Source organism: Paenibacillus sp. JNUCC 35, assembly GCF_058269095.1.
Map to the genome: position 1 here is coordinate 4,210,009 of NZ_CM177771.1, position 15,630 is coordinate 4,225,638.

The 15,630-nt window shown below is 40.1% G+C and carries 13 protein-coding genes and 3 pseudogenes; 2 read left to right on the forward strand and 14 right to left on the reverse strand.

Annotated elements, in window-relative coordinates:
* Window positions 1-232: 232 nt before the first annotated feature.
* Window positions 233-991 carry an NPCBM/NEW2 domain-containing protein gene (locus AC2TF6_RS18935; RefSeq protein ID WP_491308041.1) on the reverse strand — a complete coding sequence of 253 codons (759 nt, stop codon included), beginning with the start codon at window positions 989-991 and terminating at the stop codon, window positions 233-235.
* A 187-nt stretch (window positions 992-1,178) separates the two neighbouring features.
* On the opposite strand from AC2TF6_RS18935, the gene AC2TF6_RS18940 reads away from it, so the two are divergent.
* Complete coding sequence (locus tag AC2TF6_RS18940; RefSeq protein WP_491308042.1) at window positions 1,179-1,757, forward strand: hypothetical protein; 579 nt, start codon at window positions 1,179-1,181, stop codon at window positions 1,755-1,757.
* Window positions 1,758-2,385: 628 nt separating this feature from the next.
* On the opposite strand, the gene AC2TF6_RS18945 is transcribed toward AC2TF6_RS18940, so the two are convergent.
* The 12 genes and pseudogenes from AC2TF6_RS18945 to AC2TF6_RS19000 all read right to left on the reverse strand — a co-directional run bounded on the left by AC2TF6_RS18945 (window position 2,386) and on the right by AC2TF6_RS19000 (window position 14,001).
* A complete protein-coding gene (locus AC2TF6_RS18945; protein ID WP_491308043.1) occupies window positions 2,386-2,931 on the reverse strand; it encodes a hypothetical protein in 546 nt (181 codons plus the stop codon).
* A 122-nt stretch (window positions 2,932-3,053) separates the two neighbouring features.
* Window positions 3,054-3,500, reverse strand: coding sequence for a site-specific integrase (locus AC2TF6_RS18950; protein ID WP_491308044.1), 447 nt, complete (start codon window positions 3,498-3,500; stop codon window positions 3,054-3,056).
* A gap of 25 nt (window positions 3,501-3,525) precedes the next feature.
* Window positions 3,526-3,756 (reverse strand): annotated as a pseudogene (locus tag AC2TF6_RS18955) (sporulation initiation factor Spo0A C-terminal domain-containing protein); the annotation flags it as partial.
* Window positions 3,757-4,005: 249 nt separating this feature from the next.
* On the reverse strand, window positions 4,006-8,328 hold the full coding sequence (locus AC2TF6_RS18960) for a polysaccharide lyase family 8 super-sandwich domain-containing protein (protein WP_491308045.1): 4,323 nt from the start codon (window positions 8,326-8,328) through the stop codon (window positions 4,006-4,008).
* A 34-nt stretch (window positions 8,329-8,362) separates the two neighbouring features.
* On the reverse strand, window positions 8,363-9,421 hold the full coding sequence (locus tag AC2TF6_RS18965; protein WP_491308046.1) for an Ig-like domain-containing protein: 1,059 nt from the start codon (window positions 9,419-9,421) through the stop codon (window positions 8,363-8,365).
* Window positions 9,422-9,718: 297 nt separating this feature from the next.
* A pseudogene (locus tag AC2TF6_RS18970) lies at window positions 9,719-9,843 on the reverse strand (sporulation initiation factor Spo0A C-terminal domain-containing protein); the annotation flags it as partial.
* Between the two features lie 144 nt (window positions 9,844-9,987).
* Entirely contained in the window at window positions 9,988-10,527 is a 540-nt protein-coding gene (locus tag AC2TF6_RS18975; RefSeq protein WP_491308047.1) for a hypothetical protein, read from the reverse strand.
* A 147-nt stretch (window positions 10,528-10,674) separates the two neighbouring features.
* Window positions 10,675-11,214, reverse strand: coding sequence for a protein kinase (locus tag AC2TF6_RS18980; protein WP_491308048.1), 540 nt, complete (start codon window positions 11,212-11,214; stop codon window positions 10,675-10,677).
* Between the two features lie 309 nt (window positions 11,215-11,523).
* Window positions 11,524-11,979 carry a DinB family protein gene (locus AC2TF6_RS18985; RefSeq protein ID WP_491308049.1) on the reverse strand — a complete coding sequence of 152 codons (456 nt, stop codon included), beginning with the start codon at window positions 11,977-11,979 and terminating at the stop codon, window positions 11,524-11,526.
* Between the two features lie 56 nt (window positions 11,980-12,035).
* Complete coding sequence (locus AC2TF6_RS18990) at window positions 12,036-12,152, reverse strand: hypothetical protein (RefSeq protein WP_491308050.1); 117 nt, start codon at window positions 12,150-12,152, stop codon at window positions 12,036-12,038.
* Window positions 12,153-12,447: 295 nt separating this feature from the next.
* Window positions 12,448-13,092, reverse strand: a complete 645-nt coding sequence (locus tag AC2TF6_RS18995; protein WP_491308051.1) for a hypothetical protein — start codon at window positions 13,090-13,092, stop codon at window positions 12,448-12,450.
* Window positions 13,093-13,692: 600 nt separating this feature from the next.
* On the reverse strand, window positions 13,693-14,001 hold the full coding sequence (locus AC2TF6_RS19000; protein ID WP_491308052.1) for a hypothetical protein: 309 nt from the start codon (window positions 13,999-14,001) through the stop codon (window positions 13,693-13,695).
* Between the two features lie 108 nt (window positions 14,002-14,109).
* Here AC2TF6_RS19000 and AC2TF6_RS19005 point away from each other — a divergent pair, with 108 nt between their 5' ends.
* On the forward strand, window positions 14,110-14,964 hold the full coding sequence (locus AC2TF6_RS19005) for a hypothetical protein (protein WP_491308053.1): 855 nt from the start codon (window positions 14,110-14,112) through the stop codon (window positions 14,962-14,964).
* Window positions 14,965-15,132: 168 nt separating this feature from the next.
* On the opposite strand, the pseudogene AC2TF6_RS19010 reads toward AC2TF6_RS19005, so the two are convergent.
* Window positions 15,133-15,258: pseudogene (locus AC2TF6_RS19010) on the reverse strand (recombinase family protein); the annotation flags it as partial.
* Between the last annotated feature and the right edge of the window lie 372 nt (window positions 15,259-15,630).

A 15,630-nucleotide genomic window follows, 5' to 3' on the forward strand; every position in this document is an offset into this window, starting at 1 on the left:
TACATCGAAAAAAGTGTGCTGCTACTTGTGCACTTGTATCTTTTTTAAAATCGAAAGTATTAGAGCAGTAACTGCGATGATTCCAATTAGTTTATTTTCATATCCGACCCTATCTTATGCTTAAGAGGCAACTTTTTTTATTTGTAGTGATCTGGCAATGGCACTACCAAAAATTTTAAACCGTACTTCCCCAATTATTGTTTCATATTCTCCGCTGCTGAAGTTTCTTTCCTTACTCAAATAGCTTGGCTTCAACAAAATCTACATAGGTATTGTCTTTATAAAATTCCTTGGCTTCAGTGAATATAATTTGCATTTTAATGACACCCGTCATGTTAATGTCAATTGGTATAGCTTTATCGCCACCCATCATTTTAGGGCTTGAATAAATTTCCTTCCCATCAGCTAGTACTTTAATAGTAGCAAAATTTTTGGAGTTTTTTGTATGGTCATCAACACCAATAAATCCGGATAGCTTTTTATATTTTCCATCGAGATTGTAGTCTACTGAGCCCATCCCACCTGCTGACAAATAAAAAACACTTTCCATTCCTAACCCATGAGAAAATTTGGATCCTGCAATCGAAAAGTCACCGCTGAATTCAGCAGCATTACTTCTCACATTTTCCCACTTATCTATATGTAAATTTTTCGCACTATCTGTATCTTTCCGTGCGTATTCAATATCAGACAAATAAGTCGAACGTCCCTCCTTTTTCCCCATCCAAATCGTTCCTGTGTCTCCTTCATACTCTACGTTCTTACCAAGGGCTTCACCTATAAATCTTAAAGGGACATATGTAGTTCCTTCATATATAAATCCTTGACCTTCTGAAGGCTTCTTTTCGACACCATCAATCTTATATTTAAGATTGTTATAGTAAACCTCAATTTTAGTACCTCCAACAGCCGCATAAGTTAAACCACTAAAACAAACGGCTCCAATTAAGAAACCACATAATAAGAGTCTAATATTTTTTATTTTATTCATAATTAATGACCTCCAAATGATTAATCTTTAAAAGGAAAAATTGCCCACCAAAAACGTGACTCCTCTTTTATTTTTACTTTTTATAAATTATTAATGAAGTTATCATCCGATTTATAGATCCTAAGTTTCATATTATGATAATATTAAAAATGTTAAAATTATAGCATTTTTTACGAGGGAGAAAAAGATGTTAAATTACGGAGAAGAATTAGTTTACTGGTACTTAAGATTCAATGGCTTCTTTCTTATTGATAATTTTGTATTGCATATGACTGATTCAAGATTGGGAAGAAGTTCTGATTCAGACTTGCTAGGAATTCGGCTGCCTTATGTTTTTGAAGAGATAGGTGGACAAGCTAATGATTGGGACGAACAGTTATTCGGACAAATAGACGGCAACAAAAAAATTTGTTTCATCTGTGAAGTCAAAACTGGAAGATTTAATCCTGATCGAATATTTAATAGAAATCATCTTGAAAAAGCAGTTGGTCGATTTGGTATCTCCCCCAACTTTCAGAATCATATAAACGAGGTAAGCGAGAATGCAGTGACTCAAATAGAAGATTTTCTTGTGGTAAAGGTTTTATTTTCAAGGAAAAAGGAAAACCCCAGAGAAGATTGTATTCACATAAAGTTAAACGATGTAAAAAAATTTTTAAAGAGAAGACTAAATAAATATTTGGATCGTAAATTTAATGATAGGATGTTTTTCCCATCCCCACTAATACAGTATATGGTTTGGGAAGAATCACAAAAGCAAAGGTAATTTGTTACTTTTACAGAGATAAATAAACTCACATCCCAATTCGCATTTCGGCCTCGAACAGGTGTTAAGCATCGTTAATCTCCACTTCATTTGATTTGCCATATCGAATATTATTTCTTGCGCCATTATTATAAGCAATCTCAATGCCCTTAGCTTACGTAATGTTGGAATAATCATAGGACTAAAAGTATGCCTTCCAAATCACCACCGAGAATCCTGCTACATGTGTACTAGCTTTCGCTAATTCATCAAATGTTTTCCAACTATAAACCTAGCCCCTCCCGATACATATTAAGTATAAAAAAACCACTCATAATGAGTAGCTAATCCTTAAATGTTCTATCTACCTCACTCGGCATCGAATACCTTAGAATCATATCCGCTAAACTATTCCCACTCTGTAACCATGGCATTATTTCACTTATTAAATATTGATTTTGATGGATTTTTTATCGTTCTATGTCTTTGAAATCAGTAACAAAACAAGGCATCTTAATTTTTGTGTATCATTTTTGTATCACATCTTATTGTTTATTTAGTGCGTCAAAAGCCCTTTTAAACAATGCATTTTCAACTTGAATATCAACAACTTCTTTTCCCTTTAGGACATGAAAAATCTGAACATACCCTAAAATTCAAATCCACGAGAACCTTTTCGTCTATTTGTTTGTGCAATACGTTTTACGGATGCTGCTTTACGTAATCTTGAATTCTCCAATGCTTCCTTTGTTTCATCACTGGTCAATAATTCTTCAGGAGTGAAGTTTATAATTTGACCATCCATTTTTCTGCATTCAATCCCTGACCTTGTTTTATTTACGACACTTAACGTTTCAGCCGCTGAATTTTCTGCTTCGATTTTACGAATTATAATATCACCTTTATTGAATTTATTGACGTTTGGATTTGTAGGATACTGCAACTCATAGTTTTCTTTATTCAATGCTTTGTTCCGTTTAGAAATTTGAACTATAACAAGCACCAATATGGTTATCAAAGCTATTGCACCAATAACTATTGGTAAGTTAAAAGCTAGTTTAATATTTTTCAAATTTGTAAAAAATGAAGTTGCGAATGGTGTAGATAAAATGATTAGAGCAGTAATTGCAGTCTTAATATTATCTTTCAGCAAATCCCATATACTTTCTTTAAACAGCTTAACTATCTTATTCATCCGTACCACCCCAATAATCTATATCATTACCATCACCTTCCAATATATCATAATTGTTGCGTCTTGACGTTAAGAATCCCTCTAAACCAATACAGTTCAGAGAGATTCTAATTCTTATATTTTCACCAACTTATCAAACACAACGAATTTTTGACTTTCTTAACCTTCCGCTGAACTTTTGGATTCTCAACATTTTCAACAGGATTTTTGGGAATATCGCGCTCAACCTCAAACAGGTAATTGAAGAGCACTTTGATGTTACGAACGTAGTTTGCAATTGTCGTCATCGACACTTCTTTTTTGTAGTCAGCTCGATTTTCTGGATGATTCTTGTCCTTGGACTGCGCTATATTTACTAATGTGTACTTCCCCCGCTCCCGCAAGTACTTGATATACTGACGGATATGCCCCGATTGAACTTTTTTTACTTCCTCAATTTGAAAATGCTCTTGCAAGTACTTACCGAATAGCTTCAATGTTTGCTCATAACTTGCTAAGGTCTTACGTGAAAGGTTTTTGGATGAACAGTACAACATGAAATTATCCAATTGAAAATCAAAATCAGTCATTAAAATACCACTCCTTCATCGGCTTCTAGGAAGACCAATAAACAAGTGGTATTTGTTGGTTTGTCACTTCGATATTTATCCGCTCCGCCACCATCGCGATAAATTCTCTATTCCTCGGTTTCGCCTTGCTGATATTGATTGTGTAGCCGAACAGGTGGCTGTTGCTGTCGATGTTGCCGTGCGTCCAGACGACTTCAATCGCATGGCGGATGGCGCGTTCGACGCGGCTAGGCGTCGTTTTGTATTTTTCGGCAATGGGAACTTTTTTTATGTAACCTATTCAATTTTTCGTTATTCATTGGGTTTGCTCTTGAGAATTGCAACTTCGCGATATTCGTACGACCTGGTTTACCCATAAAAAAAACCCCTTCGAATAGACAACATAAAGACCATCTTAGCAGATGTCTCCATTTCGTTGTCTACCGTAAGGGGATATTACCATCGTAAGAATCTACGTGAGAGGCTCCTATTTTTTTTCAATATAAAGTGCTCTTTCGACTCTGATCTACTTCCTCAAGGATAATAAATTCAGAAGAATGACAACCGCTTCCGCACGAGTTGCCGGTGCCAGAGGAGCGAATGTCTGGTTATCCCGACCTGTAACGAGGCCTTTGCTTACTGCAGTTGCTACCCATCCCCGTGCCCAGACGGGAACATCGGCTTGGTCAACGAAGGATGTTAAATCTGGAGATTCTTCCGCCAAATTCAATGACTTCACCGCCATCACCGTAAGCTCTGTTCTCGTTATATCCTGTTCAGCACGGAATGTGTTGTCTTCATAACCAGAGACAATTCCCTTTTTAACCGCCTTCGCGATGTCCGATTTTGCCCAATGATCAATTAGATCGTGATCGCTGAACGTAAGCTCGCTCTCTTCATTCAGCTTTAATCCTCTAACGAGCAAGGAGGTAAATTCGGCGCGTGTGATCTTCTTGTTCGGCTGGAATGATCCGTCCGGATACCCTAAAATCAACCCTTTTTTAGCAGCTTCTTGTATTTTTTCTTCTGCCCAATGACCATTCAAATCATTTAAAACAACAGCTTCTGTGTTGTCCGTTGGAATTTCGGGCTGTACAGGGCCTCCATTATCCGTACCGTTACCGGTACCATTATCAGTTCCGTTACCGTTGCCGTTTCCGTTATCAGTTCCGTTACCATTGCCGTTACCATTGCCGTTATCGGTTCCGTTTCCATTGCCGTTATCTCCCGGATTCGGTTTAACCGGACCAGGCTCTTCCGTTGAAGCTTGGACGTTAAAATGAAGAGAACTCGGTGTCACCGTCATTTCGCTTCCCTGTTTATCGGCAAGGATCGCTTGGGCCACCTCAATCTTGCCGCTTACAGCATCCGTTGCTTTTTTGGCTTTAAATGTAAGCTTCAATAAGTCGGCGTTCCCTTGGATTTCTTGTCCCTCGCCAGCAATCACGAGCCGCAGACGTCCGGTGTCTTCCGCCTTCGACTTGAGTATGGATACGCCTCTTTGCATAGACTCGGCTGAGACAAACTCCAGCACATGAGCATCATAATCGAGTGTCAAGTCATGGGCATACATATCGCTCACAGCTTTTTTGATTCGGTAGGTAACAATCAGTGGCTCACCCTTAACTACGGATTGATTTCCGCTTAATTCAGTATCCGCATTGGCTAGGACGACGGTCAATTTCTGTGCTTCTTCCATATTGCCGGCCTTGTCTATCGAGCGATATTCGATGTTATGCACACCTTTTTCTCGAATAACGACCTGACCTGCTTTAACTGCCATCCATTTCCCGCCATTGATTCGATACTCGCTCCTTAAAACACCCCAACCGTTCGGATCGTCCACCGCGGTAAAGTGTAGGGCCACGTCCTTGTAATTCTCTTGATCGGCTCCGCTATTTCCATCGACACGTACGGAGGTTGTAGGCGCTTTCGTGTCTTTAAGCAGCACTTCCAAATAAGCTTGGTATTTTCCTTCTTCACTTTTGCGGCTTCGAATCGTTGAAGCGAGGTTACTTCCGACCTGCTGCAAAGCAAAGCTTGCCACTTTGTCGCCTTGCTGTTGTGTCATCACGAACGGAGTCACATCGAATTTACGCCATTGTTCCGGTGTTGTGAACGTAGCCACATCAATTTGTTTACCTGGCGCCGGCTTATTCGCAAAAGTTAAGGTTGTTTCTGTCCAGCTATCGTCAGGCACCTCATAAACGCCAATATCCGAAATATTACCGCTTCCGTCTTTCGTCTCCCCATATACATTAAGGCTCACAGAATGAATTTCCTGCATAGAGGAAGGCAGTGCAAATTTCAGAAAAACTTTGCGATCTGTGTTGCCGCTTCCATTTCGAATATTTAAAAATCCTCTTGTTCCAAAATTGTTGTTCGCATCAGTCCCGCCATTGACGAATGTATCTTCCGTGACTGGAACTCGAACCTTTGCGGCCGGGTCAGGTTCATAATCGGTTTCCCCAGGAAGCTCTACTTCCTGATCCGGGTTAATTTTCAATTGAATCGTATGGCTTTTTCCCAAAGAACCTCTAGTATCTACTTCCAGTTGCAGGGTTGGCAGCATCCGCAATACTTTAACGCTAGGATCATTTGCAAGCACCTGCGAGGCGGCGGCCGCCAGCTCCACTTTCACTTTGGACTGGGATTGCGTTGGGTCTGACACCGAGATCGTAAGCTCATCGCCTTTTTCCTTCATCATGAGCGAAACAGGCTGGTAAGCACGTATGCGATCCAGCGTCCCCGGTACCCAAAAGTGAATGCCGGTCAAGCCCAATTTGGTTTCTTGAACGGCTTGGATTTTCGCCGTGTTGCTCAAGATACGCACATCCGGGTTTTCGCTATAAGATTGGGTAGCCGCCGCATTTAAAGTAGGCAGCAGCACGTAGGAATAAGATTGATCTGTCGGCTTGGTTCCATGATCAATCGCTAAGCTTACATAATTACGCGTGATGGTGTCCGTCGGGCCTGTTGGATTAATATCTCTCCACGAACCGCTTCTCGCCTCCCGTAAAGCGCTGACATTTGCCGTTTCGGGAAAATAATAGCCGATATCGGCTCCGGCTGCCGTACCTTGCAGGTTGGCCCATTTCACTCCTGTTAGATTCTTGGACCAGCCCAGATCACTCGACATAGTCTCGCCGTTCACAATCAGCTTGTTGTTCCCCGCCGAATTAATCATCCGGTTCTCAACAATCGTTTCGACTTTTCGGCTATCGGAGGTTGTGATCCCCGCTCCCAATGCAACAATCTCGTCATCGAACATAAACCACGATTTTTTTCCTGTTAATTTACTGCCTGGCGGAGCCAAGTCCATTCCTGCCGCACCATACAACTGGTCCATCGATGCTCCGCCGACCCAGCTTTTAGATGTTACTTTACTGCCTGTCCTTGGCAAGCCGTCAGAGGTTGTTCCCGGCATCCGATATGAATCCACCGTCGGCCAGAATGCGTCTCTGAACTGAGCGGCATCGTTGTTGTACAAATACGTCATGCCGTCGCCCGTGTACCAGCCCTTCGTATGCTCGCCGTTGATTCCTCCCTCATAGTTGGAAATCCGCGAGGACGACATGCTGATCGCATAGGCATATCCCTTCCGCGCATGAACAATACGGTCCATTGCCGAAAATTGATGATGTCCAATCAAATCCCCGCGAGGCACGACAGACGTATCCTTCATTAAAGCCTTGAAAAGAACAAGATCCCGAATCGGCATGCCCTCATATTTGTTGGACACACTCGTATCCGATAAAACCCATTCTTTGACCATGCTCTTGTAACGGGCCGCAAGCTCAGGAGGAGCAAATTGCGACATCCGATTAATTGTCCACGCAGTTCCGCGGGTATTGTTGTTATACCGAGATACCGCTCGCCCGCTAACACTTTCCATCATATGTCCGCTGTAAATGAGCGGCTCGAACGAATTGGTGATCCAATCGTATGTATTCGCCAAGTTTGGATCTTGAATCGGCCAAGGCGAATCATTCAATATCGTCAAAAGCTTAGCCATATCGCCAAGCAGGACGCTTCCGTAACTTCCGGTATACGCAATATTGTTATGCTGAATAAAAGAACCGTCGGCATAAAAACCGTCGCCGCTTGTTACCGGCGGGAACACCGAGCTAATGGAGCTGCGCGCCTGAACGATTTTCGTTTCACTTTTGCCAATAACCCCTCGAATCAGTACCGCCAATGCTTTATCCAAAAGGTTTGCGCCTGTTTCTTTCAACGTACTGCCCAACCGTAAGGTGGGATCGGGTATAAACTTGTCAATCGTTCGGGTATAACGGGCAACCTGCTCAGGAGAAAGGTGATCATACATTAAAGTCATGATATCGCCGAGAGACAGCGGTGATCCGATTTCCCAGTCCCACCAGTTATTGTATTTCGCTTTATTCTCATTAAAGCGATTCGTATACATCCAATCCAAACCCGCAATAATATCTTGTTTTAGCTGCTCATTTCGGTACAAGTTCGAGCCTTGAGTCGAGTAAGCAATCGCCATGTCTTTCAAACGGTTATAAGAAAGGGTGATATGGCTTGAATCCGTCGTACTTGCATAATCCGCCCACAACGATTTGCGGGCCGGGTCTTTAAGGAGCAGGTCCCAAAAGCCGGTTTTTTGGTCGTTGGTTACTTTCTTGGCATTGGCCTCCACCGCTTGACGAATATCTTCATCGTTCAAATCGATTTGCTGGCCGCCCGTCAAAAACGCAAGCCATTTGTCCCTCATGGAATCAATCGGGTCCGGCTGCTGGGCCTGAACAGAAACGGGATAAGAGGTAAAAATGAGCGCGACTATCGTTAAAGCAATGACTGTATACTGCAAAATGGACTTCTTCATGAAAATAAACACTCCTTTCGTTCATGTAACTGACTTATGGAAAAATCCGCTCCGTGAACCACATCAGGTCACTACGATCGATTTTATGGTCTCCATTCACATCAGCAGCCTTTACCGTTTCCCAATCCGGGCTGCTTGTATCTTTACCGAAATGTGCGGCTGCCATGGCTAAATCACCGACGGTTATTTTTCCATCGTTCGTAAGATCTCCCTGGATGCTTGCTTCTTTTACTGTAATTTCACTTGTCGCCGCAAAAGTACCGTCATCTGTCATCACCGTTACGATTGCCTTCCCCGGCTTCAAAGCTGTTATAACTGCAAGAGGACCTTGAGCCTCCACCTGCACAACATCTTTGTTGTCTACCCGCCATTGCAGTGATAAACCGCTTACATTTTCAGGCGTCACCTTGGCCGTTAAGACTGCGGTTTGCATCTTTTCCAGCGTTACGTTCGTTTGGTCCAGCGCCAGGCCCGTCACGCTGTTCCATTTGACCAAAGAAATATCATCAAACCACACAGTGCCTGTCCCTGTTTCGAAAAAGGGTTCCAGCCGGATATATTTCGCTTCCTCTGGAGCGGATATGATGACTTCCCGCTTCATCCAGTCTTGAGTTCCCGTTAATTCCTCTGTCGAGGGCCCGGCCCCTATCTTTTCATCTTGCGTTTTCCCGTCAAGACCTTTGATGCTTTTAAAAAACTGCGTTCTTACAAATACGCCGATGCCCGAATTGACATCCTTCGTTTTTACCCAAACGCTCAGTTTATACGTTTGTCCACCCGTAATCGGTACATCTTGAGAAAGACCCGTTCTGCTCAGTGCCAAATGTTCAAGCTGGACCGCTTGAGTCCCTGTATGGTAAACATCCCTGGTCACAGAGGCCTTTCCTGTCCCGTTTGCTAACCATAACCCCCAACCGACGGGTTCAACTCCAGCTTCCCATTTTCCTACCCCAGACTTTACACTTTCAAATCCCCCATTTGAAACCAAATCCGGCTGCGGTTCGCTTGCATGGACTGCCGTCCCAAATGAAAGCGCCTGCATCATGAAGCAAAAAAACAGAAATACAGAGATTCTTTTGCTCATCGAAGTCATTCCACTTTGCTCCTCTCTCATTCTGAATTTACAAGAAAAAAATTCCTCTCAACAATATCATAGAGAAGTATTTAGCAGCGTCATAGTTCATTTTTTTGCTCTATCGTGAACGATTTTGACTTTATTAGGTCTATTTTTTACCTTAGGCTGGCATCTTTTGCAATAAACACTTCCCTTTTTTGAGAATTGTCATAATAAAAAATACCGTTATTCATCGGATTTTTGCAGACCCAATAAATAACGTTATTGGTTGATATACTGTATAGAAAATCGGCTTAGAATTACTGAATCTAACCCTCAGCTCACCTTATGCTCAATGCGCAGCTTGTCAGCGACCATCGCCATGAATTCGCTATTCGTCGGCTTCGTCTTCGAGATGTTTATCGTGTACCCAAAATAAAGCTGATGCTGTCGATGTTGCCTAAGCCTTATGTATCAAGGATTTCAAAATGAGGGACAGCTTATTCTAAGTCGTCAAACTATAAAAAAGCCTCATGAATGACAGCAAATGGTGTTATCAGGATGCTTATCGCGGCGAATAGCCGTTGATGAAACTTCTCTTTTATTTAGAAAATGGTTGTAACTTCAACATCATTCCAAATATCTTTTAAGTGCTTCCCATCAATTGTTCCTTTTTCGAGCAAATCAATTTTGCCCGTAAACATTTGGTATTTAGAATCAGGCTCTGACAAGTACCATCCAGCTTTGTTATTAGTTATTGAATATTCTCTACCCCTATATTTAAATTCTACTTCATGCCCAATAGCTAAATCTCTTTCTAAATCTTCATATGAATATGGCATATACTTTGTATGAATCCATTGATTTGAACGAATACCATAAGAACTTTCAGCACACTTAAAAACTTCGTCTAACGAATAATGTAGGGAATCACCTATGACGTTCCAATTTTCATCGCATGAAAATAAATAATAACTATTATTGCTTCTGTCGTTATCGTACTGTGCTATGGAAAGTGACTTGATTAAAACATCATGCTTTACTCCATTTTCATCTTGAAAACGAACATAACCTAATCCTTCGGTCGTCATGAATGTAAACGCTAAAACCCTTGCCCCATCGAGTTTATTGGGTGCAGAAGACATAAACTCCATCCTCCTCACATGGAATCCATGTTTGATTAAGCAGTATGGTATGAATATTTATTTGGTGCAGAAATACAATCGCTTCTTCCTACAGTCACTTCTTCCTGTCTGATACGCCAAGGACATTCAATCATTAACCAACCGTTTTCAAATATAATTCTGAATGATAACTCTGCTCGAAACCCATTCACAATTCATTACTGCCAAATACATTCTTTGGAACTCGTCAAAAAAATTTCTGAAAATGCTGATTTCATTTAGGTAATCATCTGCAACTTCTGTTAAATCACCATAGACCCCATCTTTTGCCAATTCAAGACTGTCGTCCATATTGTATAAGTTATAGTATCCTTCTTCATAAATTAACCCTGTTTGAACCAAAAGCCTTGTACTGCATTTAATAGCTTGTTCAATGTCCAATTGATTACGTTTTATTTTTTCATACAATATACCTAGCAATATCTTTACGAAATGATTATCTTCCGCTTTTTTGCTAAACTCAAACAACTTTCCTTCAATATCATTTATTTTTTCATTAGACATTAAAGAAATTTCAATAATCTCAAATGGTGGATTTTCCTTTACCTCAATTACCTTATCACACCAATCAATGACTTCTTTCTTGCTCCATATACCGCAACCAAGCCCAAGCATATAAACATATGCCAGTGATGCTAAAGAGTTCATCAGAATCACTCTCTTTTTCCTATAAAATCGTGCTTCTATGTAAAGTCTTATTGGAAAACAATACGAAAAGATATCTGCTACCGGATTACAAAGGGGTGCCAATCCTTCCAGTCATGAAATAAATAAAATTTTTAGATACACGTGGAAAAAGTTCAAATACTATAAAAAGTAAAATGGGAGAACGCCAAAATGCAGTATACCCGGCCATGATACATGCCGGGTATAAAATTTATTTTGTTTAAATGAACTAACGTTTCCCGTTAATTCAATGCCAACTCCATTCCGAGTAATGGTGATTATTAGGCCCTGTTAGAGCCTCGCGAACGTGATGTAATCGACTTGGACAGGCTCTGCCGATTCGATCCGAAGTGCCCGGTTGATCTGTCCCCGGTGATATTGCCCATGTAAGAGGACCTGCAACAGGATGTCCCGGACGGACGTTCGGAACGGATCCCCGCTCTGGCTCGCATAGTCGATCATCTCGTCCAACTCGGATTCCTCAAGTCCTTCTATATAGACGCGATATTGCTCGGCGTTTTCTTCGAACATCGTCCGGATCGCCGTCAGGTCTTCCGCTTCCTCCCACAACGAATATTGCGCGCTGCCCTTGCCCTGCAATCGGGACAGCCAGACTCGTTCCGCGACCGCGACGTGCCGAACCAGCTTCAGAAGGTCCTTGTTCTTCGTCTCACTCTCCTCGAGCGCGTCCAAGATGCGTCCGTCCGCCCAGTACAGGTGGTCCATCATGCACTTGATCGTCTTCATTTCGGTTTCCCCCTCTTCGTCTCATCGATGACTTGAATCTACTGGTATCCGTTAGTTTAATCATTTGTATGAACTAAAACAACCTTTTTGGGGTGAATTCCTTGTTGCTGTAACACTTCCAAGGAGAAACGTGCATTTTCAAAGGTATTAGTTGCTTTATCTTCTTTAAGCAATGATTCTGAAGGTACTCCTAACGCCAGCGGCGCCTAACCCTGACATAGTCCTTTAACTATCGTACTCCGTTATCGTAGTAAACTGTGGCATGTCCAAAAAACTGCTCATCAACGAACTAATTGCGCTAATCGAGATTTCAAAGGATTATAAAAACACATTAGCTGAGTAGTAAGGTTATTACATATTGGTGATATAAAATATGTTAACGGTACTTCCGCTTACCATATGTGATTAAAATCAGATCTTCATAAGATTGAATTTAAGTCAAATTTTATTGTTTCACTTCTTTGGGATTCAAACGAGTTCATCATATTCCAATCTAACTGGGAGTTTTGAGACTTTCTTTTTGAAACCATCCGCTACAACTGTAACAGTTATATTTAAATCCTCACCCGAAAAATAGTGACCCGAAAAATACAGAGTTGGAATCTCGACTGGAAAATGTGGATGAACAATTGTTTTGTCTTCAGATGTCCATTGAATACCATAGTAACCTAGAGCATTTGCATGATGACTAGCCCTCCATCCTGGGAATGCGTCGTTACTAAAAAACATTCCATCAAATACTATTTCAACAACTACATACTTGGCTGCTACGTCTCCATTATTTTCAATTTCAAGTTTCCAGTTAGTTAACGGCCTTGTGGAATCAATTTGCTTAGTATACTTGTTTACCCTTAATGCTATATCTCCCTTTTCCGCCATCCAAGGTATTATATTCAGTTTTAAATTAGGACTTAGTACGGCCGCACGATACGCGAAAGTAGCAATAAACAAAGCAAAAATGGCAAATATCATACTTAGAAATGAAATAAAATTAGAAACTTTCTGTAAGTCTGTATTTTTATTTTCGAAAATTGAGGGAGCGACAAAAAGGATTGTACTGAAAAGTATCATTAATATACAAAAAACAACAATTACTAAAGTAGTTTTTTTCAACATAGCTCTCCATCTTGAAATTTATTTCTTTTAAATGATTTATTGATTTGAATTTTATTAATATGAATAGCGATTTAATAAAAAAAATCCTCTCACTCATATTCAATTAATACCAGGGATTGGTTTATTGATCTACGTATATTTCATAAAAAAACGCAAATGAGGTGGAGAAACTTTGAATAAAAGATGTATAGATATAAATGATCACTTAGCATAAATTTATCCCAAACTCTCTTTTAGACTATTTTGAGACTGAACTTATAAAAGCTCTTAAACCGAAATACAATAAATAAAAAAAGTCACCAACAAGATTTTTAAATTGAATAAAAGAGCCAATCTAACTTTGTCTAATTGCATAGATATCCACGTATATCGAATTTTCTAATTTAATGGGGTATGTTCTTTTCTAAGCAAAGTATAAGAACATACCCCATTTTCTTGTTTTCTAGGAATACAAACCTGCCTTAATTGATAAACAAACAATTAAAAGTCTTTGACTGTTGGACCAATTTCGAGAAAAAAAGTAAGCAAATATTGTAGTGTTTGCAACCACAGTAATTATGTGCAATAATTTAACTTAAATGGTATTTTTTTCTTTTATTACTTATCTTTTTCTGCTTGTCGGATTATAACCAAGGTTCCACCTTTTTCTTTCTCTTTGAAATCATAAGAAATCGTATAAAGCTCTTTTTCATTGATTAAATTCCAAGTATTTTCGTTATCAACCTTCAATTTGATTTGTTCGGAATCATTCTGGCTCATATCGGCTATTGTAATCCAGAAATCACTATTTGTGTGATCTTTTGAAACCACTTTTACAATGGCACTCGTTGTACTTATCTTAGTTCCACAGGATGTTGCCACAACTACAATCAAAAGAATAATAAGTGGGATTATGTTTTTTTTCAAATGACTCCCCCCTAGCATTGTTTTCTTTATATTACCTTATAAGGGAGGTGAAGGAAAGGAAGCGGAGTTTGAAATTATTAAATCATAATTAATGTGGAGGTAAGGAAATTGAAAAAAGTGATGAGTCTTGTCTTGCTTTCTATGTTAACAATTGCCCTAATTCCCTCGGTCTCTTTTGCTAAAGATAAGAACTACACAGAAAAACAACTTAACCAGATTTTAATTAAATCTGGAATGCCAGTAAACGTAATTGAAAGCTTGGATGTAGACTATAAACGAACTATTGTCACCAATTCAGGTGAAAACTTGAAATACGCAGGTTCGCAAGTAAAAACATTTCACCGTGACGATGAAACCGGTGAGCTAATTGAGAACCCTGAATCATCTGGAGGCATGTTTCCTCAAGCAGCAATTCCGAGGAGTGACTTAGTTTTTAAAATAACGGTTTTCGATGGTAAGTACCCAGCGTTTAAAGAAGTTTACGGTAATTTCGAATGGCTTACTACAGGTAAAGGACCATCGCCAGGTCCATACGGAATTAATAAAGACATGTTCTCCATTGCAGTACCCGATGGTTGGGAGATACAATCTGGCAAATACGGTGCCTTGATGTATAAGAACTGGTTTAATCCTGTTTCTGGCACATACACGGGATGGGTAGACAACGGAACAAAAGGTTTCGAGAACGGAGGACAACCTGCATCTGATGGATACAGTATGTATGGAGCTGCTTGGAGAATGAACACTTCAGACAATTCCTATATGTACAAAGGAACAACATGGCTGACTATGCGAAGAGTGGACAGTGACGCCCCACAGCGAATTATTGTTCAATATATGGAGGCAAAGGAAAATGCTATCGGACAATTTGGTGTTAGTTTAGCTTGGAAAGCGCTATCTGTGACTTATACACCTACTGCTGGAAGTAAAAATGAAGCTAATGCGGATGCAACATTTGATTAAAAGCTAAAGTCCTCTGAACCCTGATCTGTTTTAATTGAACACTTGTCAAAAACGACTCCAGGATATTATCTGGAGTCGTTTTGCTTCTTACGCAGTAGTAGCTTCTTTCTAGGAGCTAGTAGCTATGGTAACTTGAAAAAGGCATGCGAACCCAAATTGAATGCTTATCAGCTCGAAATATCCTTGAAAGTCGAAAAGGGGTTCATTTTCAAGAACTATAATATCAGCTTTCAACTCACGTGTTATGTACTTCCAGTCTGCAATGATGCCATCATAGTTCCTACCTAAACGGTCAGTATACTTTCCCCGTGCTTGAACAAAGGAACGTACTGCCTTATATGCCCAATCTTTACCGGTTTTAATGTATAAACCTCATGCTCTTTTTTCAAATAAGCAAAAAAACAGTTTTAACGACTGCTCTTACGAAGTAATCGTTTTACTTGACAAGTTTTTGTTTTGGCAGAAGGTTAGAAAATCCTCAGTGTAAAACTCTAATTCAGTCACTTTCATTTTTAGTTTCCCCTATCTCCTTTAAAAACACAAGCCCAATAAACCATAATGGTTTATCGGGCGAGATGGGAAAAGTTTATCGGCTTCAAAACAGATCTATAGGCTTTCATTAATTGAGATTAAAGCAAATTCTGCATGCTAAATCCCTTACCACAC

What these genes read in the sequence shown, in the direction of transcription:
- AC2TF6_RS18985 (WP_491308049.1), bottom strand. Translation starts at nt 11,979, where the DNA reads ATGAAGACGATCAAGTGCATGATGGACCACCTGTACTGGGCGGACGGA.
- AC2TF6_RS18950 (WP_491308044.1), bottom strand. Translation starts at nt 3,500, where the DNA reads ATGACTGATTTTGATTTTCAATTGGATAATTTCATGTTGTACTGTTCA.
- AC2TF6_RS18945 (WP_491308043.1), bottom strand. Translation starts at nt 2,931, where the DNA reads ATGAATAAGATAGTTAAGCTGTTTAAAGAAAGTATATGGGATTTGCTG.
- AC2TF6_RS18975 (WP_491308047.1), bottom strand. Translation starts at nt 10,527, where the DNA reads ATGTCTTCTGCACCCAATAAACTCGATGGGGCAAGGGTTTTAGCGTTT.
- AC2TF6_RS18940 (WP_491308042.1), top strand. Translation starts at nt 1,179, where the DNA reads ATGTTAAATTACGGAGAAGAATTAGTTTACTGGTACTTAAGATTCAAT.
- AC2TF6_RS18935 (WP_491308041.1), bottom strand. Translation starts at nt 991, where the DNA reads ATGAATAAAATAAAAAATATTAGACTCTTATTATGTGGTTTCTTAATT.
- AC2TF6_RS18980 (WP_491308048.1), bottom strand. Translation starts at nt 11,214, where the DNA reads ATGAACTCTTTAGCATCACTGGCATATGTTTATATGCTTGGGCTTGGT.
- AC2TF6_RS18965 (WP_491308046.1), bottom strand. Translation starts at nt 9,421, where the DNA reads ATGACTTCGATGAGCAAAAGAATCTCTGTATTTCTGTTTTTTTGCTTC.
- AC2TF6_RS18960 (WP_491308045.1), bottom strand. Translation starts at nt 8,328, where the DNA reads ATGAAGAAGTCCATTTTGCAGTATACAGTCATTGCTTTAACGATAGTC.